The sequence below is a fragment of the Shewanella litorisediminis genome (assembly GCF_016834455.1).
Lineage (GTDB): Bacteria > Pseudomonadota > Gammaproteobacteria > Enterobacterales > Shewanellaceae > Shewanella > Shewanella litorisediminis.
This window is the reverse complement of sequence record NZ_CP069213.1, coordinates 1,082,708-1,107,869: the sequence shown is the minus strand read 5'-3', so window position 1 is coordinate 1,107,869 and position 25,162 is coordinate 1,082,708. Positions and strand designations below refer to the sequence as shown.

The window sequence follows — 25,162 nt, the reverse complement described above, 5'->3', positions numbered from 1 at the left end:
GGTATTCTACTCTGCAATCGATCACAATCCCAGCCGCAATATGATGAAAATCCCTCTCTGTGCCGATGACTGTGTTTCATCATCAAAACAACCTGCCTGATGAATGGGATTTCACATCGCCATCTGGAGAATAGTGCCCCGACTTGGTAAACTTCGGCCAATTTTCAGCGCTTAATTCTATTTGTAAATCGCAGAGAGACGACATGGCTCAGTTTGTTTACAGCATGCTGCGGGTTGGCAAAATCGTGCCGCCCAAGAAGCAAATCCTTAAAGACATCTCCTTAAGCTTCTTCCCCGGCGCCAAGATTGGTGTTCTGGGTCTGAACGGCTCGGGTAAATCCACATTGCTGCGCATCATGGCCGGTATCGACACCGAAATCGAAGGTGAAGCCCGCCCCATGCCCGGCCTCAAGATTGGCTACCTGCCCCAGGAGCCACAGCTTGACCCGAACCAGACAGTGCGTGAAGCCATCGAAGAAGCCGTTGGCGAGGCCAAGCGCGCCCTGACCCGCCTCGATGAAGTGTACGCCGCCTATGCCGACCCGGACGCCGACTTCGACGCCCTTGCCAAAGAGCAAGGTGAGCTGGAAGCCATCATTCAGGCTCAGGATGCCCATAACCTGGACAACATCCTCGAGCGCGCCGCCAACGCCCTGCGTCTGCCGGAGTGGGATGCCAAGATTGAAGTGCTGTCAGGTGGTGAGCGCCGCCGTGTGGCCATCTGCCGTCTGCTCTTGGAAAAGCCCGAGATGCTGCTGCTGGACGAACCCACCAACCACCTGGACGCCGAGTCTGTGGCCTGGCTTGAGCACTTCCTGCAGGAATACTCAGGTACAGTCGTGGCCATTACCCACGACCGTTACTTCCTCGACAATGCCGCCGGCTGGATTCTGGAACTCGACCGCGGCGAAGGTATCCCGTGGCAGGGCAACTACTCCAGCTGGCTGGAGCAAAAGGACGCCCGTCTGAAGCAGGAAGCCGCCTCCGAAAGCGCCCGCCAGAAGACCATCGCCAAGGAACTGGAGTGGGTGCGTCAGGGAGCCAAAGGCCGCCAGTCCAAGGGCAAGGCGCGTATGAACCGCTTCGAAGAGCTCAACAGCTCCGATTATCAGCGCCGCAACGAGACCAACGAGCTCTTTATTCCGCCCGGACCCCGTCTCGGTGACAAGGTGATTGAGGTGCGCAACCTCACCAAGAGCTACGGCGATCGCGTGCTTATCGATAACCTGTCGTTCACCGTGCCCAAGGGCGCCATCGTGGGCATTATCGGTGCCAACGGTGCCGGTAAATCGACCCTGTTCCGTATGCTGAGCGGCGCCGAGCAGCCAGACAGCGGCGAGATTGAAATCGGGGAAACCGTGAAAATCGCCTCGGTCGAGCAGTTCCGTGACTCCATGAACAACAAGGCCACCATCTGGGAAGAAATTTCCGGCGGTCAGGACATCATGCGCATCAACAACATGGAAATTCCAAGCCGCGCCTACGTGGGCCGCTTTAACTTCCGTGGCGCGGATCAGCAAAAGATCATCGGCACCCTCTCCGGTGGTGAGCGTAACCGGGTGCACCTGGCCAAGCTGCTGCAGGCCGGCGGCAACGTGCTGCTGCTCGACGAACCCACCAACGATCTGGACGTGGAAACCCTGCGAGCCCTGGAAGAAGCCCTGCTGGAATTCCCCGGCTGCGCCATGGTGATTTCCCACGACCGTTGGTTCCTCGACCGTATCTGTACTCACATCCTCGACTACCGTGATGAGGGTCAGGTGAACTTCTACGAAGGTAACTACACCGAGTACTCTACCTGGCTGAAGAACACCTACGGCACCGACGTGGTTGAGCCGCATCGTCTCAAGTACAAGCGCATGACCAAGTAAGCGTTGCCATAGAAAACAAAGGAGACCTGAAGGTCTCCTTTTTTTATTTCCCTTAAATATCAAAATCTTGAACAAATATAGCCCTTGTCGTTTTTAGCTCGTTTCTTTCTCTATTCACTCCGGTGTTGCCTTCGCCAGGGTTATACTGCAGCGCAACAGCAGCAAAGACGATGCAAGCCCTGTATCGCTTCAACCTAATCCAGAGGTGTCGAGTGAAGTTCGTGTTACCCCTGTTTGCAAACCCCAAGAGCATGAACGCATTAAACGCCACGGGTATGAGCGCTGGCTTGATAGGCGTTACCTTGATGGCGTTGGCGTTTTTCCCTTTGCCTGTTATGTCAAAGGAGCCGGCCGGGATGCCTGAGATTACGCAAGCTGAGTCGGGCTCTGGCTCAGAGGCCGCAACAGACTTTCATGATGGCCCCTATGTCATCCTCAATGATGCGCGCCAAAAGCAGGCCCACTGGATTTGTCACCGCCGTCTGATAACGACAGAGGTCGGCACCACGCTGCAGCGCCCCGAACATTGCGGCGCCCTGCCCCAGCCCACTCTGTTTGGCCCCTATGCAATCGATAACGACCACTTCAGCGGTGTGAAGACACTGGTCGCCCTCAGTGACGTTCACGGCCAGTATCAGGTGCTGATAAGCCTGCTTCGCGCCCACAGGGTGATCGACGAACACAACCACTGGGCACTGGGTGAAGGCCATCTGGTGATGACCGGCGACATATTTGACCGGGGGCCTGAGGTCAACGAGGTCCTCTGGTTCATGTACGAACTCGACCGCGCTGCACGCGCCGCCGGCGGCATGGTGCACCTCTTGATGGGCAATCACGAGCAAATGGTGCTTCAGGGGGATTTGCGCTACGTGAACGATCGCTACCACGTCAGCAGCGACCTCATCGGTCGCCCCTACGATGCCCTCTATGACAGTGACACCGAAATCGGCCAGTGGCTCAGAAGCAAAAACACCCTGGTAAAGATAAACGATATGCTGTTTATGCACGGCGGCATAAGCCCCGAGTGGCTGGAACGTGGCCTCTCCATCGGCCAGGCCAACGACCTGTACCGAAAACACATCGACGACGACAAGGCCGACATCAAGGCTAACACGTTACTTAACTTTTTGTTTTATAAAGGTGGCCCAACCTGGTATCGGGGCTACTTCAAGTCAGAGCTGGATGCATCGCAAATCGATGCCCTGCTCAAACACTTTGGTGTCAACCACATAGTGGTTGGCCATACCTCACAAACCCGGGTGCTGGGTCTTTACGACAACCGCATCATCGCCATCGATTCATCCATCAAACTGGGTAATGCCGGTGAACTGCTTTGGGTTGAAGGGGATACGCTGCTTCGGGGCAAATACGATGGCAGCAAGTCACCGCTTATCAGTGATTAATCCATAACCTTTCCAATCTGTTTCTCAGAAGCAGCCAGAGGCAGGAGAAAGGCGGCGTACTATACTCAAAAAAACGCCGCTCTTCCCGCCGCTGGAACCCGCTTTATGTCGCCGAAGCGCTTAACCTTGCTGATCTTTCTGCTACTGCCGCTGTGGGTGACAGCGCAGGAGCCCAAAACCCTGACACTGGTGGCAACCGACCTTCCCCCCTTTTATGCTGAGTCACTGGACAGTTTCGGACCCGTGGCGGTTCTGGTACAAGAGGCGCTGCAGCGCCGGGGCTATCAGGTTGAGCTTAAGTTCTATCCCTTTATTCGCGCGACTGCCCTCATTAAGGCCGGCAAAGCGGATGCCATTATTGGCCTCTGGTATCGGACAGAAAGGGAAAACTGGGCCTATTATTCGCGGCCTCTGCAGGGTACGGAAATCGCCTTTCTGGCCAGAAAGCAGGACAGGATTGGCTATCAGCAACTGTCAGAACTCAAAGATAAACGGATTGGTATAAGCCGCGGGTATGCCAACCCGGCAGCCATTGCCGGCAGCAAATTGCACACGGAAGAAGCCGATTCCGATGAGACCAACCTTCGCAAGCTGCAGTTAGGCAGGGTGGATTTAATCGTCATAAGCCGCAATGTGGCACAGTATCTTATCGCCCACGGCCCGGCGGAATATCAGGGACAATTCGAGTTTGTCGGTGAGCCCCTGGCAAAAGAGGTATTTCATCTGGGCGTGTCGAAAACGCGGGCGGGAAGCCTCCAGTTGCTTGAAGATTTCAATCTGGCAATCCAGAGCATGGAAGAAGATGGCAGCATGGCCACCATCCTCTCCCCTTTGAGTACATCACTGAACTGACAGCGCAGCACATCCGTTCAGCGTGCCATGGCCTCATCCAGTGCCCGTGCCTTTTGCGCCGCGAAATCCCGATTCAATGGGACACACTCATGGACTTCACTGGCGTAAACCCGGATACCCTTGGCGGCCATGGCAGAGTTGGCCAGCCTCTGCCCAGCAAGCTGCGCCATATTGCGCGCGGTATCGGCGGCGTACCAACTGAAGTCGTATACCCCATCGCCCACATTGGTGCTGATAAAGCACTTGAACGACTCGCGCTCGCCAGGGTTCTGCGTGTCAGTCGCGGCCAACACCGTGGGAGAGAGACTCAGTGCCACGAGTATGGCGGCAACGCGGATGTCAGTTTGCATAGTAATAAATCTTCCTGGTATTCATGCCGCCGCCGATACATTTCTCGTCCCCCGGCGGACAACCATCACAGTGTTCGTTGTTATCCTCACAGCGAGTTTTCACCATCAATTCAGGCGACTTACCTATACCAATCAAGTACATAGTTTTACTGCTTGGCACCACCAGCTGGGGCGTATCGGGTACACTTTCCCCCATTTCCAGATAGGTTTTGCTGTAAGAGCGAGTCCCCCTGTGCAAATCAAAGCCATAGAGATAGCCCTTTCCGGGAATAAGGCACTGATTGGTACCGGGCGCTGCGGCGCTGCCGGGCACGTAGGAGGTGAAAAACACCCGCCCCCGGATGATGGAGCCCGCAGACAGGCTCTTTTCGCCTTTACGGGTGAAGTTGTAATACCAGCCACGCAGCTTACCAAAACGCACCTCTTCCTCTTTGGTGGTTGGAGGTGCGCTGGTGACATCATAAAGATCCGCCAACGTCAGAGCAGACGGAGGCAATCTGTCCTTGTTGCTGCCATCGAAGGAACGTATGCCGATATTGCGGTCCTGCAGGGTGAAGAACATATCTTCCCGCTGGTCGTCCTGAGGGGCCGGGCGAATTCCACTGCCCACCACCACGGCATCATAGGGAATGGTTTGTACCGTGGTGACAGTACTGGTGCGGCCGTTCTCGCGACTGGTGTATTCCAGAGTGCTGTTCAATGCCGTTTGAGCCACCACAGGACCTGCAAAAAATCGCCTGTCGGAGCCAGTTGTCATACCGCCAAGGGAGGCGAACTTAAAGGCAGACCAACGCCTGTTGGCATCCTTGGGCGCTGCCCCCGGTAAATCCATGCGCCACACATTGCCGCCGGTATCTGTGGCGTAGATGCGGTCTATGAGTCCATCATTATTGGCATCGAGTACCGCGACTTCATTGGGAATGCTGTCTTTGATGCCGGGCATCACTGTCATGTTACCGGCATTGTTGGGGCCAAAACTGTGCACCAAATTGCCGGTGGCGGCATCAACAATAAACACCGCCGTACCCAGATTATCCGGCGTACCCACACCGGGAATATCTTTGTTTGACGGGCTGTAGCCACCGCCAAAAATCAGCACAGGGCTCGACTCTCTGCCCGGGATAAAGGTCACCACAGGCTTGGACCAGCTTTGGCCGAGCAAATCCATCCCCGGGCTGCTGCCATCAATGCGCCACATAAAGCGTGGCGTATCCGGGTTGGTAATATCCAGGGCATAGTAGGCATCGCCACCACGGCGAAGACCGAAAAACAGCCAGGCTTTTTGAATGCCGGAAGCGCCGCTTTTCACCCAAGCCACGGGTGAGCCATCGATACCGTAAACCGAGTGGCGACCTGAGGGCAGGTTTTCCCGCAGTGTGGCCTGCTTTGGCAGCATTTCCCATGGCAGATAGGCCCAGGATTCAGACACACTGTTGCCTGCGTCTTTAAACATGTGCAACACACCGTGGTTGGTGCCCACCATCACCCGAATGTCTGGCGAGCTCTCACTGCCGAAGTTGATGGCGAGCGGTTTGGAGTGCAGGGGGTCGCCCATAATATCGGCACGCATTTCGGTGCGATTGCCGTTGTCATTGTCGTCGTCCACGTCAACACCACGGGCCCAATCAATCAGGTTGGCCACCTCAGACTCATCAACCCCGAGGAAGGTGGCAAGGGCACCATTTCCACCAGCCTTGGTGCTGGCGGCGCTCAGGGTGAGCGGCTTAAGCCCGCCCACGTCCGACAACAGATTACGATCCTTGGCCTGCATGCGCTGCAGCATACCGGCAGCGCCGCCACGGCGCACATCGTTGCCATCCCCTGCACTGCAATCGGCGCTGCTGCTCCAATGGGAACAGGCGCTTTTGGCGATATTGCCATCACTGTCAATGACCCCGGCCTTATTGACATCGATGATGTCGCCACTCTCAGTGACCTTGAATTTTTTCAGGTTTCCGCTCCAACGGGGCCCCCGGTTTGGCAAAAACATCGAGTAGTAGACAGAATCAAAGGTCTGAATACGGTTGAAGTTGTTGCTGGCAACCGAGGGCGCAGTAAAGCTGGCATTCTTTTCCAGAATGTTTTTAAACACCTGCATCAGTGATTTCTGCAAGTCGTCCACGTTGGTGGCGTCATAATACTTACCCCCACCCTTTTCGGCGGTATGACGCAGCAGTCCTGCCGCCGAAGCCGCCCCCTGACTGAAACCAATAGTGTAAGTAGACACGCTCTGGTCGCCGACCATATTGGGGTTAACGTCGTGGGTGTTCATCCAGGACGAGAGCGAGCTTAAATAACTGGCCGGGCTTGAGGTATAGGCATCCACGCCACCGGTTAAGTCGTACACCAGCTTGTTGGCATTACTGTCGCGGGTAGGTTCACCGTCGGTGACATAAACGATATAGGCGCGGTTCTGGCATGTCTTGAATGGCGACTTATAGCGGTTATTTGCATCAATAGCGTCTTTATCGCGATAGGGCTTGAGGGTGGGGTCGTCATCACCAAACCAGACTTCACCACCGGAAAAATAGCGATACGCCTCATAGAGGGTTTCACACAGTGGCGTCCAGGTCGTTCCTTTCAGTAAATCGACGGCTTCAATCAAATCCTTTTTATTGCTTGCGGTGGCAGGTTTAATGCCAGCGATAATACGTCCACCGTCGTCATAGCCCTCGTAAACGTTGCTGTTAAAAATCGCCAAACCGAAATCCACACCGGGTGTGGTTAGAAGCACATTGGCCACCGCCTCTTTGGCAATGTCGATGCGGGTGCGATTAACCTTCTTTTTCTCGCCGTGATACCAGTTGAGGTAGGTCTTTGTGTACAGGGTGACGATTCGGCCGGTACCGAACCCGGTATTTTTTGCCTTGGACATCGCCAGCTCTTTGACCGCCTCTTTGCTGCCACTGGAGACGCGATAAAAGGGTAAAGGGCTACCCCGGCGACCTTCGCCGTCTACCGGAAGGCCATCTTTGGCCACGCTGCCATTGTCGTAATTCTTATCCTGAATATCTTCAAAGCACTCCACCATGCGAATGCTGGCGCCGTCGCTGCGGGGGAACTCTTCCCAGCTGCCGGTTTGACCACTGTACACATAGTGGCGCATAAAACCCGTGAAAACGCCCTGCTTCTCAAGGAACTCATAAGAGCTGGCGCATGCATTGCGATTAAAGGTAAAGAAACGCTTTTCCGCTGGGTTGCCGGGGTTTGGGGGCGTCTCTGCCGCATCGAGGCTGTAATAAATCTGTTCGCCTTCTGATACGTCCCCGCCTGCATTGGAAAACGACGGATTCACGCCATATACGGTGGTGTCCATGCTGCCAGAGTTGTCAAATATGACCAGCACCTGGGGCCGCTCGTCTGAACGGCTGGAGGACTCATAGACGTACAAAGAAGTATCATCGGCCCACAGGGGCGCCGAAGAGAGGTAAGCTATCAGACTTATCAGACCCGCCTTTATATGCCGGGTCGATGGCGTAAAGCGAGCGCAAGCCCTGAGGCTGGCCGCCATGGTTGATGGAGGAAGTTCGTTACTCATAGTCAATCCAGGATAAAATTATCAAGCCGCCTCTAACTTCGCAGAGGTCAGATGTCAGCATTCATCGCGGGAGGCGGTAATTATTTTTGAAAGACTGCACCAACCCACAAGGTGGTCAAATGATTTTTGACCAAGAAAGCAGTACAAAGTAGAGTGTCCAACATAAGCTGACTCAGGTAAAATTTTTAATATTTGAATTTATTTTATTATTTAATTTCAATTATTTGACTTGATTGAAAAACGGTTTTATCGAACAACATCCAAAATACGACCCAAATAACTGAAAACAACTCTTTTCAGTACGGTAAACGGCAAAACCTTCACAACCAGTCTGACTGTTGCTTTGTCATCACATAACGTACAATAGCTGGCAAAACAGGGAGTTCCATCAGAGGGAAGCGAATGAACCGGCCGCATCTATGTTCAGCAATTTTCAGCGTATTGTTGCTGTTCTCCACCATGGCAAGCAGCAACGAAACCAGTATCAGACTCGCTGCCGAAGACAGTTGGCCCCCCTTCGCCGACGCCGCCGGTGAAGGGTTATCCCACCGACTGATAGCCAAAGCCTTCGCCCTCGAAAACATCGCATTTGACACTTTGGTGGTGCCATACAATCGGGGCTTGATCCTGACGGAACAAGGCAAGGTCAATGCCGTGTTTAACGTGGCCATGCAACACAATACCCGCGAGCGCTTTCTGTTCGGTCAAGAGCCCCTGTTTGTTGCCACCGCGTCTTTCTATCAGCTACGCCGCAAAGCGCCCCTGGCTGCAGATAAATGGTCGCTGCCCAAGGGAACCCGGGTGGGCATAGTTCGGGGCTACGAATATGGCGATGAATTCGAGAAGCTGCCCAACATGGTGCTTAAAATCGTCGACAACCAGTATCAGTTGATTAATCTGCTGCTGACCGACAAAGTGGATGCGGTGGTGATGTATGACCGGGTTGCAGCCCAGTTTTTAGGGACCATGGGAGTTCAGGGGGAAGTGCGCGCCGTGATTGCCAATCACAGCAGCGAGCTGTTTCTGGCATTTGACAGAAAAAACCCAAGCTCTCCAGCGCTCGCTGGCGCTCTGGATAAGGGCCTAAGACAACTTAAGGCCAGCGGCGAGTACCACAGCCTGATTGCCGGTATCGCAACTGCCTCACGGGGATTGAGAAAAACTGCCGGCGGGGTAAACTGAGCCGGACTTTAACACTGCGAGCCCTTCATGCCACAACCAGATTTCAGCCATGCCAGATGCCACAGTTATCCGGTGCAGATTTTTTACGAAGATACCGACTTCTCGGGCGTGGTGTACCATGCCAATTTCATCAAGTACTTCGAGCGGGCCAGGGAGCAAGTCATAGGTGCAAATGAACTGCGCCGACTTTGGCTGGAGCAGGGATTGGGCTTTGCCGTGTACCGCTGCGACATGGTGTGCAACGAAGGGGTTGAATTCGCCGACATCGTCGAAGTCAGAAGCCGGGTGCTGATTGAAAGCAAGTTCCGCACCCTGTGGCAGCAGGAGATCTGGCGCGAAGGCGGTACGCGCCCGGCGGTCAGCGGCTACATCGAAATGGTGTGTCTGAACCAACAGCGCCAGCTGACTCCCATGCCGGCCCACCTGATGGCAGCCTTACTGGAAGCCTGAATCAGGCGCGTCTGGCGATGCCCAGACGCCGCAAATCCATTTCCAGCTCAAGCGCCCGCATCGGTCTGGCAAAATATTGCCCCTGAATGTTGTCAGCGCCCATAGCCGCCAACATCTTGCGAAGGGCGTCGGACTCCACGCCCTCCACAGTCACCTCAAAACCGAGGCGCTTGGCCAGCTGGATACTGGTGGTCATGATATTGCGCGCACGTTCCTGTTCCATGATGCCATCGAGGAATGCCCGATCGATTTTCACCTCATCGGCGGGCAAATCTTTCAGGTACGCCAGTGAAGAGTGACCCGTACCAAAATCGTCGATGGCAACTTTTACGCCCATGTCCCTGAGTTTGACGATATTGTCTGTAGCGCGGGCCAGATTGGACATCAGAGTGCTTTCAGTGATCTCCAGCGCCAGCACCTCACCGGGGAGATGATAACGCGCCAGTGCAGCCTCAACCATCGACGGTAGATTGCCTTCCTGCATATCCTCTACCGACAGGTTCACCGCCACCCGAATATGTATGCCTTCGGCGCGCCAGCGCACCTGCTGCATCAGCACCTGCTCCAGTGCCCAGGCACTGACCAAATCTATCATCCCTGCATATTCGGCCAGGGGAATAAACTCACCGGGAGAAATCAGCCCCAGCTCAGGGTGTTCCCAACGGATAAGGGCCTCAACCTGATCACAGCCGCCATGGTGCAGCGACTCTTTGGGCTGGTATACCAGATACAGCTGATTGTGCGCCAATGCCTTTGGCAAGCTATTGATAATAAAAAGCTCACGGCGCTGACTGATGTCATCATCCTGCTGATACGCCGCTATCATATCTTTATCGCTGCGGGCCCGTTTGAGCGCCAAATCGGCACGCCTGAGCATTTGACTGACATCGGCATGATGCTCTGCCAGCTGCACATAGCCTATTTGTAACCTGACGGACACCGGCGTGTCCTGAATGCTGAAGGGCTGCTGCAACAGTTGTTTGATTTCAAGCAGCCCCTTGTCATCCAGGCAGGTATCGAAATAGAGCAAAAATTCGTCGCCATTCATACGCGCCATCTGACGGGGCTTTTTCGGCATCAGGCGTAATCGGTCGGCGAATAATTGCAGCAGGGTATCGCCAAAGGCGAAACCGAAAAGGTCGTTCACATAGCGGAAACGATAGAGGTCGATTAATACCAGGGTGCCAGATGTGAGCGGCATGGAGTGGGTGATGGCCCGCTTGAATCCAACCCGGTTGGGCAAGCCGGTAAGCTTGTCTTTGGTGGTGTGCAACGGTGTATGCAGCAATACATGCTGAATCGCCTGAACCAGGGCTGAAAAAGACTCGGGGATATCGGTCAGCATCAGGGGCTGGCGCTGCTCTCCTTTACTGAGCAACTCCTGCGTCAGGCGATGAAGAAATAATTCTGTACGTCGTGAATGGCGATACCAGAGCCAGACCAGCGAGAATAAACAGGCAGCCAGGAAAGCTATCAGATAAACCATAGGTTAAACCTTAACACTGAGCCTCCTTCGCTTGAGAAAAGAACGGGTCCTTTTCCATGGCAGGGTTACCCCTGCCCTGGACCTTGATTACTCGTAACTTTCCTTGATGGAGTGATAGCTGTCAAGGAATGCGTCGCTACCCAGATCGTCCGGACTCACCGGCAGGCCACGTTTGACAAACACATCCAAACGCTGTTCAAGCTCGTTGCCCGCCCTGAGTTCACCCGTATAGAAGGCGGCAGCGCGGATAAAATCCAGATAGCTGACATGATCGCCCAGATAAGGCAAATCCGCCCAGCGCTCAACCACTTCCATCACCTCAGGTGCAAAGTCCCAACTTTTGAGAACCGCACGGCCTATGGGACCCTGCATCTTGCGCACCAGCGAGCGCAGGTGCTCTATGGTGGTAAACATCTCCGGATGGGCTTCGGCCTCGGTCAGCACCGGCAGAGCGCCAATGTTGTGCACCAGTCCCGCCAGCGTCAGGGTATCGTAGTTAAGACCACTGCCAGGGTGTTTTTTGTTGTAAATCTGCAGCAGCGAACAGGCGGCAGCGGTTACATCGATGGAGGTACGCCACACTTCGTCCATCACTTCCCACACCATTTCATTGGTAGAGATAAACAATTGCTCCATGGCTACAGACGTCGCAATGGCTTTTATCTGGGTCAGTCCTATGCGCGTTACAGCAGAATTGATGTTTTCCGCCGGTACACCACGACTGTAAAGGGCACTGTTGGCCACTTTAATGATACGGGCAGAAATGGCAGCATCCTGGCCAATAATCTCTGCAACCTGTTTAAGACTGGAATCGGGCCTTCCCACCACTTCCTGAACTCTCATGGCGACTTCAGGCAGGGTTGGCAAAATCAGGGCATCGTCCTTCAGCTTTTTCAGCAATCCGACCAAAAGCTGGTGCTCGTTCGACATCTTGGCTCCCATCAAAAGGTTATTCTATTTATTGGTGCAGTATACCAGCCCAAACTATCAGGCGAAGTGCAAAATAGCATCATACGACGACAAACCTGCAACATTTTAGTCTAACCCGCCCGGAATATCCGACCTGTGCACTCAGATTTGCACTGAGGGGCTATGATTGAGTAAAATGCCGCCCCCGCGAGTCGCGTCCACTTTTACTTTCTTCGGGAATGAATATGTTTAAACCTGAGCTTCTGTCGCCGGCAGGCACACTGAAAAATATGCGCTACGCCTTTGCCTATGGCGCAGATGCCGTGTATGCGGGTCAGCCCAGATACAGTCTGCGCGTGCGCAACAACGACTTTAAACTGGAAAACCTGAAGACAGGTATCGAAGAAGCCCACAGCCTTGGCAAAAAATTGTATGTGGTGAGCAACATTGCGCCTCACAACGCCAAGCTGAAGACTTACCTCGACGACATGGCCCCTGTGGTTGCCATGAACCCGGACGCCCTCATCATGTCGGACCCGGGTCTTATCATGATGGTACGCGAAGCCTTCCCTGACCAGGTTGTCCACCTGTCGGTACAGGCCAACGCCATCAACTGGGCCTCGGTCAAATTCTGGCAGTCTGTGGGTATCAAACGGGTTATTCTGTCCCGCGAACTGTCGCTGGATGAAATTGAAGAAATCCGTCAGCGCTGCCCGGACATCGAGCTCGAAGTGTTCGTGCACGGCGCCCTGTGCATGGCCTACTCTGGCCGCTGCCTGCTGTCTGGCTACATCAACAAGCGCGACCCCAACCAGGGCACCTGCACCAACGCCTGCCGCTGGAAGTATGACGCCCACGAAGCCACCGAAAACGAAGCCGGTGACGTGGTAGCCATCCACACGCCAGAGAGCGCTGTGCAGCTGGAAACCCCAACGCTGGGTAATGGTCCTGCCACCGACAAAATCTTCCTGCTGCAGGAAGAAAACCGTCCCGGCGAATACATGCCAGCCTTTGAAGATGAGCACGGCACCTACATCATGAACTCCAAAGATCTGCGTGCCATTCAGCACGTGGAACGTCTGGCCAAAATCGGCGTGGATTCATTGAAAATTGAAGGCCGTACCAAGTCCTTCTACTACGTGGCCCGTACTGCTCAGCTGTACCGTCAGGCCATTGAAGATGCCGTGGCCGGTCGTGGTTTCGACCCTCACCTGATGACCCGCCTCGAAGGTCTGGCCCACCGCGGTTACACCGAAGGCTTCCTGCGTCGTCACGTGCACGATGAGTACCAGAACTACGACTATGGCTACTCCATCAGCGACAGCCAGCAGTTTGTGGGCGAGTTTACCGGTAAGCGCAACGAAGCGGGCCTCGCCGAAATCGATGTGAAAAACAAATTCATCGTCGGTGACAGCGTTGAGCTGATGACACCTCAGGGCAACATCAATCTGACTGTTGATACCCTCTACAACCGCAAGGGCGAAGCCGTTGAGGCCGGTCTGGGTTCAGGCCACATGGTGTACCTGCCGGTACCAGCCGAGGTGGATGTGAACATGGGCGTGCTGCTGCGCAACCTGCCAAACGGCAACAACACCCGCAACCCACACGGCGAAGCGGAAGTGATCCCCACCAAAGCCGAGTAATCTCGTCGGGGATACCCACAACATCCATAAAAAGGCTGCACAGGGTGCAGCCTTTTTATTTAAAACTTTGGGATGGCTATGCCGCGCCAACTGGGGGCTCAGCGACGCACCCATTCGCGCTTGGCCGTCAGAGCGCGAATCTGTGCTTCAGGGATTGCAGCAAGGGTTCCGAGCCCGACATGCGCCACTCGAGCCAGTTATCCCACTCAAGCTTCAGGGTATCCCCGGCCCGCACCAGCTCGTAGCTGTCGTAGTCTATGCCCTTATCAAAGGCGAAGGGGCTGTACTGGTCTTTTACCCGCCACCCCTCTGCTTTAAGGCTTTCAAGCACCTGATTTCCCTTATCCGTGGCTATCCATTCAAGTACCATGGCATCTCTCCTTTGCCTGCCAGCAAATCTGCTGCATCCAGAAATCGTTTACGCTCACCGGGTATTGCCGCAGCTCCTGGCAAAAGGCACTGGGCCGAGCCCCTGGCAAGCTGCTGTATAAAAAAGTAGCACAACGCCATGACACTTTGTATGCAACTTTCACTGATGCGGATATTTGCGCTGATATCAAAGCCAATGGAACCCCTTAAACCCGGCCGCAATATCAGCCAGGCCCAGCTTTCGCATTAAGTGCCTGAGTGCGTTTTGGATATTGTCACGGCTGGGGGCGGAATGCCGCCTCCACGCTATGCATCTTGACTTAAATGATGACGAGATACTCAGGCTCAAAGATACTCAGGCTCAAAGTATCGGGCCTGGCCTCAGGCCATTGACCTTGAGTGACTCCGCCGTTGGCAGCAAATTAATCTTTTTTTTCTGTGTCATAGCCCGCAAAGCCAGCGACAACACATCGACTTAGTTATTTGATGCCGCAAAAGTTTTATTATTTTTTTATATGCTTAAACCCGATTATTACAAAGGGCGATATCACCCAGCCGGATTTAACACTGCGGGTAAGTGGAGGTAAGTGGAGGTCAGTGAACATCGGGACCAGATTATTTGCCCCGATATACAAGAGTCAGTTTGATAAGAAACAAGCCAATCACCGCGGAAATTACCGACGCAACCAGGATACCGACCTTTGCCTCATCGATATGAGCAGGTGAAAACGCCAGTCCGGCGATAAACAGAGACATGGTGAATCCTATTCCGCATAAGCAGCCACCAGCCAGCAGCAGAGGCCAGGTTAGCTCTTTCGGACGTAAGCCTATATGTAAACGTATCGCCAGCCAGCTAAATAGATAAATACCCAACGGTTTGCCAACCGCCAGGCTGATTACTATTACTCCCGTCAATGGGGCAAAGACCGTCAAACCGTCAAGGGGGATTCCCGCGTTGGCAAATGCAAACAATGGCATAACAGCAAATCCGACCCAGGGGTGAAGTAAAATTTCCAAACGTTCTACCGGCGACAGAGCCTCTCTCGCGGCCGCCTCAGCAGTGCTCAGTGCCATTCTGGCCTGGATATCACCACTCCAGTCCTGCCCATGGGGATGAGTGACCACGTGTTTGAATATCTTAAAGAGACGTTCTTCATTCACCCATTTTGTTGTTGGCGTCATCAGACCCAATATCACGCCTGTTACTGTTGGGTGGATCCCCGAGTGTTCAACGGCGAACCAGGCCATGGTGCCCACCATAAAGTAGAGCATCAAATTCCGGATCCCAAGGAGTGTCATCGCCCGAACAGCAATAAGGGCAATGAGCGCAGCCAGCAATGCCTGATAGTTAAGCGCATCCCCATAACCAATGGCCACCACCAAAATGGCGCCTATATCATCAACGATGGCCAATGAAAGTAAGAAAATCCGTAATTGTTGAGGAATGTGTTTTCCCATTAAGGCCAAACAACCAATCACAAAAGCCGTGTCGGTTGCCATCACCATTCCCCAGCCATGGGCTGCAGGTTCGCCCGCAGTCAACAACAGATAAATGGCAGCCGGCACGAGCATTCCACCGATAGCCGCACTCACAGAAAGCATCGCCTCACGGGGGTGACTCAGCTCGCCCAACACGAGTTCACGCTTCAATTCCAATGACACCAGGAAAAAAAAGAGCGTCATGACGGCATCATTAATCCATTCACCCAGGGTCATCCGAAATTCAACTTGTCCCAGAGCAATGCCAAACTCTGTCTGCCACACGGCAAAATACTGAGCGGACCAGGGCGAATTAGCCAATAGCATCGCCAGCAAGGTAGCAATCAATAAAACACCGGCTGCTGCCGTTTCTATGTGCAGGAACCGGCCCAGCGGTTTACTCAACCAGTCGATGAGTTCATCAGGCATAGCCTGGAATTTATCGTCTTTACTTTCGTTATCGTTTCCAACCATGAATTCCCCTGGCCCCATACGCAACAGGGTTAGTCTTTGCGTCCCTTTGTCCAACGGTGGTATCCCGTCCACCAGCGCAGCGGGAGCCCGTGAGTTGGCCGATGTTTACCGCGCGATCCTGGGTTAACAAACACACCTATGCCACAGTTTGGCTGTTGCAACGAAAGCTCAATCCCCTGTCCAGCCGCTAAACCCGGCTCTCTTGGCACAAGAGACAAATGAAAATTCAGTGACGGTTTCCAGCCAGCGACAACGCCTAAATACATTGTCCAATTCCTGTATAGTTCAACTGGAGGCAAAAGAGATACATTAGTTGCCCGGCAAGCCTTTCATCCGCCGTAACGCTTCGCTACCACTACCTCTGCCTTGGCATTAGGGTCACTTGTGAGAAGTGCCCAAAACCTTGGGCAATAGCAACGGAATCATGTTTTGAAGTGAGCAGCGAGCCTGCAAATGTGAGGAGGAACAGCAATAACAGCAGGATAAAAATTTTCCCGCTGAATCCCTTTCCGGTCAGCAGATTTTTAAACACGGAGCACCACCAATTTGAGGTACTCATCTTAGGTGTATCAGAACCTTTTTTTGCGGTCTCAGTGGATTCATTGTCTGGGGTGAAGCTCATATTAATTCCTTAGAATGCATCGATATACATTCGTAAAGATCCCGCAGATAACCTTGGGATCCCGGCGTAAATTCAGATGATTCTTCAAGGCCCATGAAAACGTGACTTCTTACCATTCACAGGGAGATCCAAATCAGGATTCCTCCCTACCGATTCTCTTCCTGAGGCTCCTCAAAATCTTTTGGTAAGGGCCGGCGCAAAGAACCTTTACCTGACGCACGCCTTTGCTCCTGCCAGGGCTTCCTTCTAACATCGCTGGGTTTGGTATCTTTATTGGGGTTAGACTGTCGCATAAGTACCTCTGTCTTTCTCATCGCCAACCTGATTGCCAGCGGCTGAGGTAACCACCTTAACAGTGCAGCAATGCAACTTCCGTTCGCTGACACACATAGCCCTGTATTCCTCTCGTGACGTTGCCGAAGTTCAGGCTTCACAAACCTGTAAGTCCAGCACCTATGTGGCCTACCGAACTGAACTCCCCGAATGATAAGAGCACACTGAGATACTCTGCGCTTAACGGTCAGTAATACCCTGATATGAGCCGCTTCCCACGGTAAGAGGCTGCTCAGAGAGCGATTGCAGACTGAGAATGGTGCAAGATACCGGTGCAAAATATACCCGTTAAACATTCCGGGTTGCCCACCGAAAAGTCTCAAAGATGAGCCGACAACACCTCCAGGCTCGCCATTACCAAAAATAAAACAAAGACTTAATATCAAACTGTCGCAGTGCATATATCACGTATGGGATACATCACATGAACGAAATCACAGTCGAAACCAGGCAAACTCAAACGGCAATCGGAAACGATCGTGCACTGTTTGAGTTCTTTCAGTTAAGTGGCAGAACGCTGTGCCACAACCAAATCTACAACCATAAGGATGAAAAGCTGGGGAAATTACAAGATTTGATGATTTCACTGCCCTCAGGGACAGTGCTATTCGCCATCATGTCAAACGGTGGATTTCTGGGGGTTGGTGAGCGGCTACTTGCCATTCCCTGGCATACATTAACCCTGGACAAGGAGAGAAAGTGCTTCGTTCTGCCTTTATCATTGGAACGGTTAAAGCTGGCGCCATCATTTGATTACCACAACTGGCCAGACATGAACGATGTGCAATGGAGGCGAGAAATGAACAGGTATTTTGGATTGGGGCAGGTCATCCGAAACAACTAACCCGACTCGTCAGCGTCAAAGAAGATACATGCTAACGCTCATGAGCCCGTCTCCTGAAACATGGCGGCGAAAACAGGGTTGGGCAATCATCAGCCAGGCTAATGGCTCTTTGCAGACCTATGTGAAGTGAGATTGGCATAAGACTCAAGCCGGTCGGTTTCTGTTTTGACCACTTGGTAGCACTCACAACTCAGCGCCTCCAAACGGGGTCGGTCAACCACAGTGATGTGGCCGCGGCTATATTTGATTACCCCTGCCTTTTGCAGCTTGCCAGCGGCCTCAGTTACCCCCTCCCGTCTGACTCCCAGCATGTTGGCAATCAACTCCTGAGTCATCTCAAGCTTGTTGCCGGGGAGGCGATCCAACGACAGCAGCAGCCAGCGGCAGAGCTGTTGGTCGATACTGTGATGCCTGTTGCAAACGGCGGTTTGCGCCATTTGGGTGATCAATGACTGGGTATAGCGCAGCATCAACATTCTTAACTCCGGAATGGCGTTAAAATCCCGGCGAAGCTCCGCTGCGGACATCTGAAAAGCCCAACCACCACTTTGTACAATCGCCTGGCTGGGTGTGCTGTCCCCCCCCATAAATACCGCCACCCCGACAATGCCCTCACGACCTACCACTGAAATCTCGGCTGAAGCACCGTTTTCCATCACATAAAGTAATGAAACAATACAATCGACAGGAAAATACACCTGTTTCAACTGTTGTCCCGATTCGTATACGACCTTACCCAAGGGTAATTCCACCAATTTCAGGCCTGGGAAAAGTACCTGCTGCGCATCTTCAGATAGTGCCGCTAACAGCAGATTGTCCTTTGGATGATGAGTTACTTGCATGTTCTTTCCTTAACCTGTTGAGAATATATCGGGTAAGGCGTTTGAGCCGTGACAATCTGTTGGGGAAACGACCTAATTGAGGATTGATTGCCGGCGGAATCGATTGAGTGGGACGGGATATGAGTACCCACTGAGGCTCAGCTTAGCCTGATATGAAACGAATGCTAAGTACTTTGCACCAATTGCACTCTCGCTGAAGGGGGTGGTCCCAGGCCAGATTGGCCAACTTGCCCACTGGTGTAAAAACTGCCAGCAGCCCCCCACTGCTGTAGGCTCATTCAACTCAACTTTATGTGTATTGGTGAAAATCCGATGTCGACACGTCCATGTCGGCAACATGAAAATCACAGACCATTGTGCCCTGCCAAAACTGCATCTGCGTAAACCTTATGTAAGAAACCGACGTGTTACCCTGTGTGTTACTTGTGTGGTAAAATCTACGTCTTTCATCCCGCTTAAACCCAGCGGATGCTGGTGAATTTGCTTAGCAATAAAAACGCAACCATCTGTTAAATAATCATTTATTTTGGAAAACATACCCAATGGCACTTATCATCGATGACTCATGCATCAACTGCGACATGTGCGAGCCCGAGTGCCCAAATCAGGCGATTGCCATGGGCGCTGAGATCTATGAAATCGATCCTGACCGCTGTACCGAGTGTGTGGGCCATTACGATAAGCCCACCTGTGTGTCCGTTTGCCCCATTAACTGCATCGACCCGGACCCCGCTCACCCAGAGACGCAGGACGAGCTGCTTATTAAATACGCCCGGCTTACCGGCAAACTGTAAACTCACAAGGCCATTGCCAAATATAGAAAAGGCGCTGACTTCAGCGCCTTTTTCCTGGCCAATTTTCAGATGGCAGGTCGTCACCTTTGCTTTGTTTGGTTCATGGCCTGTTGGGTTCTTTTCTTATTTGCCAAACCGCATACTCGCTCAGGTGCTTTTGACCTTGTCGATTGATTTTTGCGAACCCAGATCAGATAACAAAGACAACAGCAACATCCCCAGCAGTACCGCCACCAATACTGAGCCAAGGCGCATCAGCGATGAGGTGAGTGACGCGGCCCCCTGATGGCTTGTCACCTGATACACCAACATCACAAAGCCACTCATCAGCAGCTGGAATTCTGCCATCGATACCTTTTGCGCCGTCGCCGCCGCACCAAGCCAAAGCGCCAAAGCAATCGCCAGTATCATTTGCAGCCACCAGTGCATGTCCAACCAAAAGGCTATCAACAGCGGCAGGCTGTACACCACCGCAAGCCAGGTGGTCCAGAGCCGCTGGCGTGCATTGTGGCTGCCGGCAAGGGGATTGGGATCCTTTATTAAGCTGGCGAGGGTGATAACTATCAGTAGCGCATGGCTGCTGTCGACGCTCATCAAGAGGAAGATAATCAGCATGATAAACAGCGCCTTGGCCAACACCTTGAGCCAATGACTGGGGGTGACCTCCCAGCTGATATCGGTACTCACTTCCAGTTCACCACCCGGAAACAGCCAAAACATCAGATAGATAATGACAATGGCACTGATAAAGGCCAGCGCCAGCAGCCAGGGCAGATTGGTCAGCGTCATGGCGTATTGAAACTGCAGCACTGAAACCATTATCCCCAGGATCATCATCATGGTCCCGACCACGTCTTTAGGGTTTAAGTGAATACGGGACAAGCTGTAAAAAAGCACGGCGAACAGAAACAGCCAGGTGCCTGTGCCCGTGCCGCCAAGCAGAGTGCCTGCACTGCTTTGCACCAGCGCAGCCACCACCACCACGGCGGTAAGCTGAAGCAGCAGTGACACCGAGGGCTTGCCGGGCATCAGCGTGAGCATGACCACGGTGAACACCGACACCAACATGGGTAGCGGCACTTCGAAGTATTGCAGCACAAAGAGCGGCACCAGCGTGCCCACCGCAACCCTGAGAAGCGGATTGGCGGCGGCCAGAGACGGACGCTGCTGCATGCAGGCTTTTTCCGGTACTGTGTGCCCTTGCTCGCCCATGGCTAAGCTCCCATCTGCGGTATATGGCTGAACAAATCAGGATACATAGGTCAGCTTGCTCCAGCACCACATCCACACCGTAGCCAGCATTTCTCCGAGGCTGCTCTCGCCGGTATAAAAAGCCACAGTGGCCTGAGAGCCAAACCTGAGCTCGCTGCCTGCCTCCCTGGTATCAAAGCGAATATGCACCGGGAAGCGGCGCGATTGCTGCCTGCCGGATTGGGTGGCCTCAAAGCCGGTGGTCTGATCGATATTGTTTGCGCCGCCACTGCCCCAACCGATGCTTTCCACCTCACCTTCAAACACCCTTCCCGGCAGCCCATCAAACACAATGGCCACCTTGCCGCCATGTTGAATGTGTTCAAGGGAGTTTTCCCTTACCATGGCCGAAATCCACACTTCACGGGGGTCGATAAAGGTAAGCGCGGCCTGACCCGGCGCCATATATTGCCCTGTGGTGAGCTGCACATTGGTTACCAGTCCGCGGGAAGGCGCTGTGATCCGGGTGCGCTTGAGATCGAGCTCGGCCTTGTCGAGCGCCGCCATGGCAGCTTTCAGCTCTGGATTATTTTCGCCTACAGGTCCCAGGTTCTGCTGCGCCTGAATGAGCGACGCCTCGGCCGCAGCCAATGCAGCCTTGGCGCGGTCTTCCGCTTCACGGGAATTATCCAGTTCGGCCTGACTCAAGACGCCGCGACTGGCCAGTGCCGCCACCCGCTTGGCCTGAGCCGAGGCATTGGCAAAGGCTGCTCTGGCATCACCCACCTTGGCCTGAGCAACTTCCACCGCCGCAGTATTGGCGCCAAGGCTTTGACCTACCCGCTCCAAATCGGCCCGCGCCTTGGCAAGGGCAATATCGTATTGGCGGCTGTCGATTTCAAACAAAAGATCGCCGGCGTCCACCACCTGATCGTTTTTCACCTCCACCCGGGTAATGCTGCCTGCCACCTCGGGGGTAATGCGCACCAGATAGGCATGCACATAGGCCTCAGTGGTCATGGGGGTCACCCGATCGGCCCAGAGGCTATATAGCCAAATCAACAGAACCGCGAGAAACAAATAACTACTGATTTTTTTTGAGGTCTTTGCAGACTCAGTCATGGGGTATCTCCCTGATCCATAATGGCTCTATGCTAGCGGAGCGGATTGAGGTTGGCCACCATAATCTAAACACGTTGTGAAGCAACAAGCATTTGCCCAAACCCAACCTCCCTGCGTTTGTGGCCAGGGATTGAGCCAAGCCCCTGCAAGGCAAAACACAGCGCATCAGAAAGGCAGCAGAAGACCGCAAAGTAAAAAGTTTAATACCATCAGGCCCAGGCTGGCTCGGCCCTTTGCTCCAAGGCCGCCAGGGCATTGGCAAGCTGATTCAAACTGGTCTTTACCGGCGCGGGCAAACGACCGAGGTCGATGGCAAGCAGCATATTTTTCACCATCAGCCCCAATTCAGTATCGCCTTCAATGGTGAGCCTGCGCTGAAAAAACAGGGTGTCCGGGTCTTCTTTGCCGGCTGCTATCAGTAAAAGCTCCCGGGAGTTGGCACTGAACTGCACCTGAGGTCTGGCTGGCGCTTGTATTTTAATGGCGCCATCGAAGCTCACTTCAAAGCACAACCCCAAATCTTTGACCTCAATTCCCACCCACTGTCCGGTCAGAAAATCCAGCTCTCCGGCCTTGGCTTCGTCGGCCAGCAACAATGACAACATGGGCTTAATCAGGGCGGCTTTGGCCGCAAAGGGCACCTTGGACAGGGGCAAACGCACCAGGGCAGGCGCGGTTTCCAGCATGTCTTTGGCAAGGCGTGCAGCAAACGGATAGGGCATGAAGGGTCCTCTATTTCAGGCCAAACGAGTTCAGGGCATTTTAAGGGGCTTTTAGTTTCAGCCTCTTGTCTTACATCAAGTCCCGGGCGGACAAACATGGGTACACTGCGGGCGTTTTTGGATATTTGAAGAGTGTCACACTATGGAGTTGTTGTGTCCGGCCGGCAATCTGGCCGCGCTCAAGGTCGCCCTCAATGCCGGGGCCGATGCGATTTACCTGGGGCTGAAAGATGATACCAATGCCCGCTCCTTCGCCGGGCTGAACTTTACCCCTGAACAATTAACCGAGGCCAGACGGCTCACCGCAGCGGCTGGGAAAAAGCTCTACCTCACCCTGAATACCTTTCCCAAACCGGGCGAAGAACAGCGTTGGTATCAGGCGGTGGATTTGGCGGCACGCCTGAAGGCCGATGCGCTGATTGTGGCCGATATTTCGCTGCTGGATTATGCCCACAGCCGCTATCCCGAACTGCCACTGCATCTGTCGGTACAGGCCAGCGCCACTAATCTGGGGACGCTTACCCTCTATAAAGATGCCTTTAATATCGAACGTGTGGTACTGCCTCGGGTGTTGTCGATGAAACAGGTGCGGGATCTGGCCGCTGACACGCCGGTGGATTTGGAAGTCTTTGCCTTTGGCAGCCTGTGTATCATGGCCGAAGGACGCTGCCATCTGTCGTCTTATGTCACGGGTCAGTCGCCCAATACCGGCGGCTCCTGCTCGCCTGCCAAACACGTTCGCTGGCAGCAAGAGGGCAATCAGAGCCTGACACGCCTCAATGAAGTCCTGATTGATAAGGCCTCCCAACACGAGCAGATGGGCTATCCGGTAGTGTGCAAGGGGCGCTTTATCGCCGAAGACAGCGATACTCCCGACTATCTTCTGGAATCTCCCACCAGCCTCAATACCCTGAGTCTGTTACCGGAACTGGCACGCGCCGGCGTGGTATCACTCAAAATCGAAGGACGCCAACGCAGTCCGGCCTATGTGGAGCAGGTCACCCGGGTGTGGCGCGCCGCCATCGATACCTTTAAGCGCAATCCCGGCCAGTATCAGGTTCAGGCCGATTGGGACAGGGCATTGGGTAAGTTATCGGAAGGCCAAATCACCACCCTTGGCGCCTACGAGCGCCGCTGGCAGTAAGGAGCAAGCACATGAAAACCAGTCTGGGTCCCCTGCTCTACTGCTGGGAAAAAGCCAGGGTATTTGAGTTTTACCGGGCAGTAGCCCAAAGCGATATCGAGTTGGTGTATCTGGGTGAGGCCGTCTGCAGTCGCAGGCGCGAGCTGAAAACCGGCGACTATCTGGAATTGGCGCGCGAACTTCGCCATGCCGGTAAAGAGGTGGTTCTCACCAGCCTGGCATTGATTGAAGCCGCTGGTGAATTGACCGAGCTGAAAAAGCTGGTCAGCAACGGTGAGTTTATCATTGAAGCCAACGACATGGCCGCGGTGCACCATGCCCGCGAGGCCTCTGTGCCTTTCGTCTGTGGCCCCCATATCAACCTCTATAACGCCGCCAGCATCCGCAAACTGGCCGAGTGGGGAATGCAGCGTTTCGTCATGCCGGTGGAGCTTTCCCGGGATTGGCTGGCCGAGGTATTGCGCCAGCTGGGTCCATCGCGGCCCGAGGTGGAAGTGCTGGGCCATGGCCATATACCGCTTGCCCACTCGGCGCGCTGCTTTACCGCACGTCACCATGGGCTTGCCAAAGATGGCTGTCAGATAATCTGCAAGAGCCACAGCAAGGGGCTCCTGGTGCAAACCCAGGAGTCTCAGCCACTGCTGAGGCTCAACGGCATCCAAACCCAATCTGCAGCCTGCGTGAATCTGGCCAGCGAATGGCACAATATGGCCGCGATGGGCGTGGATTGGTTCAGGATTTCCCCAAGCAGCATGTCATTGCCAACACTGGATACCACAGCGTCACTCTCTGGTACTGAGTGCAACGGTTACTGGTTCGGGGAAGCGGGTTTTAATCAGGCCGTCTGAAGAGCTCGGCTTGCCACAGCAGCATGGTCAGCAAGCTTAACCATTGCAGTGTGGCAGGCCACCACAGCGTCGGCCGTGGATAGGGTGAATAGACTTCTTCATAAAAGGGCCTGCTGATAGGCAGGCTCTCCAGCGTCAGGCTAGGCAACAGCAAGAAAGCGCTGTTTGCCAGCAGCGCCAGCAAACAAATCCCCAGAGACCAAAGCCCTCTTACCGGCGCCTGACGCAGCGCAAGGTAGAGGCAATAACCCAGACAAGCAGCCAGACCCAGGATGAAAAACCACTTCAGGGCCAGGGTATGCAGATGGTACACGTTCGATGGAAAGAGTCCCGTCATGGCCAGAGACAACCAGGTGAGCGCCAACAACAGCCATACCAGTACGCTCCCCCCGGTCTGGGTGCGCATGCCTTGCAAACAGCCCAGACTCAGCAGCAAGCCGCCAAAGAAGACACCGCCATTGGCAAGCACCGCCAGGGGTGACAGCCCATAGGTGCCAAGCTCTGAAAGGTTATGATTGAAGGGGCTGAACATCCGCGGATTATCTGCCGAACTGAACCCCAACGCGCCCCCGAGCAAACAAGCGCACAGCACCAGCCCCCCAACGGCAAACATCTGCCTGGCGAGCCGGAAAATCTTATGACACTTGCTGCCTGATCCCCTCGGGGTATCGGTAAAACTCTCGGGCACCTTGTC

Annotated in this window: 22 protein-coding genes; 10 read left to right on the top strand and 12 right to left on the bottom strand. The window is 54.0% G+C overall.

The window, feature by feature from the left end; all coding sequences use genetic code 11:
• Nucleotides 1-203: 203 nt before the first annotated feature.
• The 3 genes from ettA to JQC75_RS04865 all read left to right on the top strand — a co-directional run bounded on the left by ettA (nucleotide 204) and on the right by JQC75_RS04865 (nucleotide 4,126).
• On the top strand, nucleotides 204-1,871 hold the full coding sequence (gene ettA / locus JQC75_RS04875) for an energy-dependent translational throttle protein EttA (RefSeq protein ID WP_203326346.1): 1,668 nt from the start codon (nucleotides 204-206) through the stop codon (nucleotides 1,869-1,871).
• A gap of 251 nt (nucleotides 1,872-2,122) precedes the next feature.
• Nucleotides 2,123-3,274, top strand: coding sequence for a metallophosphoesterase (locus JQC75_RS04870; RefSeq protein WP_380798566.1), 1,152 nt, complete (start codon nucleotides 2,123-2,125; stop codon nucleotides 3,272-3,274).
• Between the two features lie 105 nt (nucleotides 3,275-3,379).
• The gene (locus JQC75_RS04865) at nucleotides 3,380-4,126 is read left to right on the top strand and encodes a substrate-binding periplasmic protein (RefSeq protein WP_203326344.1); all 747 of its coding nucleotides are present in this window, start codon (nucleotides 3,380-3,382) and stop codon (nucleotides 4,124-4,126) included.
• A gap of 17 nt (nucleotides 4,127-4,143) precedes the next feature.
• On the opposite strand, the gene JQC75_RS04860 is transcribed toward JQC75_RS04865, so the two are convergent.
• A complete protein-coding gene (locus JQC75_RS04860; RefSeq protein ID WP_203326343.1) occupies nucleotides 4,144-4,476 on the bottom strand; it encodes a TapY2 family type IVa secretion system protein in 333 nt (110 codons plus the stop codon).
• Nucleotides 4,466-8,014 carry a pilus assembly protein gene (locus JQC75_RS04855; RefSeq protein WP_239002081.1) on the bottom strand — a complete coding sequence of 1,183 codons (3,549 nt, stop codon included), beginning with the start codon at nucleotides 8,012-8,014 and terminating at the stop codon, nucleotides 4,466-4,468. Before JQC75_RS04855 ends, JQC75_RS04860 begins: the two co-directional genes overlap by 11 nt.
• Nucleotides 8,015-8,416: 402 nt before the next feature.
• Between JQC75_RS04855 and JQC75_RS04850 the strand changes: the two genes are divergently transcribed.
• Nucleotides 8,417-9,196 (top strand): substrate-binding periplasmic protein, encoded by a 780-nt coding sequence (locus JQC75_RS04850; RefSeq protein ID WP_203326342.1) that lies wholly within the window; start codon nucleotides 8,417-8,419, stop codon nucleotides 9,194-9,196.
• A 27-nt stretch (nucleotides 9,197-9,223) separates the two neighbouring features.
• Nucleotides 9,224-9,646: a thioesterase family protein gene (locus tag JQC75_RS04845; protein ID WP_203326341.1), complete on the top strand. Its 423-nt coding sequence runs from the start codon at nucleotides 9,224-9,226 to the stop codon at nucleotides 9,644-9,646.
• 1 nt (nucleotide 9,647) lies between these two features.
• Here the strand turns inward: JQC75_RS04845 and JQC75_RS04840 are convergent, their stop codons facing one another.
• Both JQC75_RS04840 and JQC75_RS04835 read right to left on the bottom strand, forming a co-directional pair.
• Nucleotides 9,648-11,132 carry a putative bifunctional diguanylate cyclase/phosphodiesterase gene (locus JQC75_RS04840; protein ID WP_203326340.1) on the bottom strand — a complete coding sequence of 495 codons (1,485 nt, stop codon included), beginning with the start codon at nucleotides 11,130-11,132 and terminating at the stop codon, nucleotides 9,648-9,650.
• Between the two features lie 87 nt (nucleotides 11,133-11,219).
• On the bottom strand, nucleotides 11,220-12,062 hold the full coding sequence (locus JQC75_RS04835; RefSeq protein ID WP_203326339.1) for an HDOD domain-containing protein: 843 nt from the start codon (nucleotides 12,060-12,062) through the stop codon (nucleotides 11,220-11,222).
• A 224-nt stretch (nucleotides 12,063-12,286) separates the two neighbouring features.
• Between JQC75_RS04835 and trhP the strand changes: the two genes are divergently transcribed.
• Nucleotides 12,287-13,684 (top strand): prephenate-dependent tRNA uridine(34) hydroxylase TrhP, encoded by a 1,398-nt coding sequence (trhP, locus tag JQC75_RS04830; RefSeq protein ID WP_203326338.1) that lies wholly within the window; start codon nucleotides 12,287-12,289, stop codon nucleotides 13,682-13,684.
• A 127-nt stretch (nucleotides 13,685-13,811) separates the two neighbouring features.
• On the opposite strand, the gene JQC75_RS04825 is transcribed toward trhP, so the two are convergent.
• The 3 genes from JQC75_RS04825 to JQC75_RS04815 form a co-directional block, all read right to left on the bottom strand.
• Nucleotides 13,812-14,054, bottom strand: a complete 243-nt coding sequence (locus tag JQC75_RS04825) for a hypothetical protein (protein ID WP_203326337.1) — start codon at nucleotides 14,052-14,054, stop codon at nucleotides 13,812-13,814.
• A gap of 614 nt (nucleotides 14,055-14,668) precedes the next feature.
• Entirely contained in the window at nucleotides 14,669-16,006 is a 1,338-nt protein-coding gene (gene nhaA, locus JQC75_RS04820; RefSeq protein ID WP_203326336.1) for a Na+/H+ antiporter NhaA, read from the bottom strand.
• Nucleotides 16,007-16,361: 355 nt separating this feature from the next.
• Nucleotides 16,362-16,628: a hypothetical protein gene (locus JQC75_RS04815; protein WP_203326335.1), complete on the bottom strand. Its 267-nt coding sequence runs from the start codon at nucleotides 16,626-16,628 to the stop codon at nucleotides 16,362-16,364.
• Nucleotides 16,629-17,385: 757 nt separating this feature from the next.
• On the opposite strand from JQC75_RS04815, the gene JQC75_RS04810 reads away from it, so the two are divergent.
• Nucleotides 17,386-17,805: a PRC-barrel domain-containing protein gene (locus JQC75_RS04810; protein ID WP_203326334.1), complete on the top strand. Its 420-nt coding sequence runs from the start codon at nucleotides 17,386-17,388 to the stop codon at nucleotides 17,803-17,805.
• Nucleotides 17,806-17,903: 98 nt separating this feature from the next.
• Here JQC75_RS04810 and JQC75_RS04805 read toward each other — a convergent pair whose 3' ends face one another.
• Nucleotides 17,904-18,647: a Crp/Fnr family transcriptional regulator gene (locus tag JQC75_RS04805; RefSeq protein ID WP_203326333.1), complete on the bottom strand. Its 744-nt coding sequence runs from the start codon at nucleotides 18,645-18,647 to the stop codon at nucleotides 17,904-17,906.
• Nucleotides 18,648-19,189: 542 nt separating this feature from the next.
• Between JQC75_RS04805 and JQC75_RS04800 the strand changes: the two genes are divergently transcribed.
• Nucleotides 19,190-19,441 (top strand): YfhL family 4Fe-4S dicluster ferredoxin, encoded by a 252-nt coding sequence (locus tag JQC75_RS04800; RefSeq protein ID WP_203326332.1) that lies wholly within the window; start codon nucleotides 19,190-19,192, stop codon nucleotides 19,439-19,441.
• Nucleotides 19,442-19,588: 147 nt separating this feature from the next.
• Here the strand turns inward: JQC75_RS04800 and JQC75_RS04795 are convergent, their stop codons facing one another.
• The 3 genes from JQC75_RS04795 to ubiT all read right to left on the bottom strand — a co-directional run bounded on the left by JQC75_RS04795 (nucleotide 19,589) and on the right by ubiT (nucleotide 22,476).
• The gene (locus JQC75_RS04795; protein WP_203326331.1) at nucleotides 19,589-20,653 is read right to left on the bottom strand and encodes a DUF2955 domain-containing protein; all 1,065 of its coding nucleotides are present in this window, start codon (nucleotides 20,651-20,653) and stop codon (nucleotides 19,589-19,591) included.
• Nucleotides 20,654-20,689: 36 nt separating this feature from the next.
• Nucleotides 20,690-21,754 (bottom strand): HlyD family secretion protein, encoded by a 1,065-nt coding sequence (locus JQC75_RS04790; protein WP_203326330.1) that lies wholly within the window; start codon nucleotides 21,752-21,754, stop codon nucleotides 20,690-20,692.
• A gap of 209 nt (nucleotides 21,755-21,963) precedes the next feature.
• Nucleotides 21,964-22,476, bottom strand: coding sequence for a ubiquinone anaerobic biosynthesis accessory factor UbiT (gene ubiT / locus JQC75_RS04785; RefSeq protein ID WP_203326329.1), 513 nt, complete (start codon nucleotides 22,474-22,476; stop codon nucleotides 21,964-21,966).
• 142 nt (nucleotides 22,477-22,618) lie between these two features.
• Here ubiT and ubiU point away from each other — a divergent pair, with 142 nt between their 5' ends.
• Nucleotides 22,619-23,620, top strand: coding sequence for a ubiquinone anaerobic biosynthesis protein UbiU (ubiU, locus tag JQC75_RS04780; RefSeq protein ID WP_203326328.1), 1,002 nt, complete (start codon nucleotides 22,619-22,621; stop codon nucleotides 23,618-23,620).
• An 11-nt stretch (nucleotides 23,621-23,631) separates the two neighbouring features.
• On the top strand, nucleotides 23,632-24,468 hold the full coding sequence (locus JQC75_RS04775) for a U32 family peptidase (RefSeq protein ID WP_203326327.1): 837 nt from the start codon (nucleotides 23,632-23,634) through the stop codon (nucleotides 24,466-24,468).
• Here JQC75_RS04775 and JQC75_RS04770 read toward each other — a convergent pair.
• Entirely contained in the window at nucleotides 24,452-25,156 is a 705-nt protein-coding gene (locus JQC75_RS04770) for a DUF998 domain-containing protein (RefSeq protein WP_203326326.1), read from the bottom strand. The two genes, JQC75_RS04775 and JQC75_RS04770, sit on opposite strands and share 17 nt — an antisense overlap.
• Nucleotides 25,157-25,162 lie beyond the last annotated feature (6 nt).

Excerpts from the sequence above, each read along its gene's own strand:
- ettA (WP_203326346.1), top strand. The coding sequence starts at position 204 with ATGGCTCAGTTTGTTTACAGCATGCTGCGGGTTGGCAAAATCGTGCCG.
- JQC75_RS04870 (WP_380798566.1), top strand. The coding sequence starts at position 2,123 with ATGAACGCATTAAACGCCACGGGTATGAGCGCTGGCTTGATAGGCGTT.
- JQC75_RS04865 (WP_203326344.1), top strand. The coding sequence starts at position 3,380 with ATGTCGCCGAAGCGCTTAACCTTGCTGATCTTTCTGCTACTGCCGCTG.
- JQC75_RS04860 (WP_203326343.1), bottom strand. The coding sequence starts at position 4,476 with ATGCAAACTGACATCCGCGTTGCCGCCATACTCGTGGCACTGAGTCTC.
- JQC75_RS04855 (WP_239002081.1), bottom strand. The coding sequence starts at position 8,014 with ATGAGTAACGAACTTCCTCCATCAACCATGGCGGCCAGCCTCAGGGCT.
- JQC75_RS04850 (WP_203326342.1), top strand. The coding sequence starts at position 8,417 with ATGAACCGGCCGCATCTATGTTCAGCAATTTTCAGCGTATTGTTGCTG.
- JQC75_RS04845 (WP_203326341.1), top strand. The coding sequence starts at position 9,224 with ATGCCACAACCAGATTTCAGCCATGCCAGATGCCACAGTTATCCGGTG.
- JQC75_RS04840 (WP_203326340.1), bottom strand. The coding sequence starts at position 11,132 with ATGGTTTATCTGATAGCTTTCCTGGCTGCCTGTTTATTCTCGCTGGTC.
- JQC75_RS04835 (WP_203326339.1), bottom strand. The coding sequence starts at position 12,062 with ATGTCGAACGAGCACCAGCTTTTGGTCGGATTGCTGAAAAAGCTGAAG.
- trhP (WP_203326338.1), top strand. The coding sequence starts at position 12,287 with ATGTTTAAACCTGAGCTTCTGTCGCCGGCAGGCACACTGAAAAATATG.
- JQC75_RS04825 (WP_203326337.1), bottom strand. The coding sequence starts at position 14,054 with ATGGTACTTGAATGGATAGCCACGGATAAGGGAAATCAGGTGCTTGAA.
- nhaA (WP_203326336.1), bottom strand. The coding sequence starts at position 16,006 with ATGGTTGGAAACGATAACGAAAGTAAAGACGATAAATTCCAGGCTATG.
- JQC75_RS04815 (WP_203326335.1), bottom strand. The coding sequence starts at position 16,628 with ATGAGCTTCACCCCAGACAATGAATCCACTGAGACCGCAAAAAAAGGT.
- JQC75_RS04810 (WP_203326334.1), top strand. The coding sequence starts at position 17,386 with ATGAACGAAATCACAGTCGAAACCAGGCAAACTCAAACGGCAATCGGA.
- JQC75_RS04805 (WP_203326333.1), bottom strand. The coding sequence starts at position 18,647 with ATGCAAGTAACTCATCATCCAAAGGACAATCTGCTGTTAGCGGCACTA.
- JQC75_RS04800 (WP_203326332.1), top strand. The coding sequence starts at position 19,190 with ATGGCACTTATCATCGATGACTCATGCATCAACTGCGACATGTGCGAG.
- JQC75_RS04795 (WP_203326331.1), bottom strand. The coding sequence starts at position 20,653 with ATGGGCGAGCAAGGGCACACAGTACCGGAAAAAGCCTGCATGCAGCAG.
- JQC75_RS04790 (WP_203326330.1), bottom strand. The coding sequence starts at position 21,754 with ATGACTGAGTCTGCAAAGACCTCAAAAAAAATCAGTAGTTATTTGTTT.
- ubiT (WP_203326329.1), bottom strand. The coding sequence starts at position 22,476 with ATGCCCTATCCGTTTGCTGCACGCCTTGCCAAAGACATGCTGGAAACC.
- ubiU (WP_203326328.1), top strand. The coding sequence starts at position 22,619 with ATGGAGTTGTTGTGTCCGGCCGGCAATCTGGCCGCGCTCAAGGTCGCC.
- JQC75_RS04775 (WP_203326327.1), top strand. The coding sequence starts at position 23,632 with ATGAAAACCAGTCTGGGTCCCCTGCTCTACTGCTGGGAAAAAGCCAGG.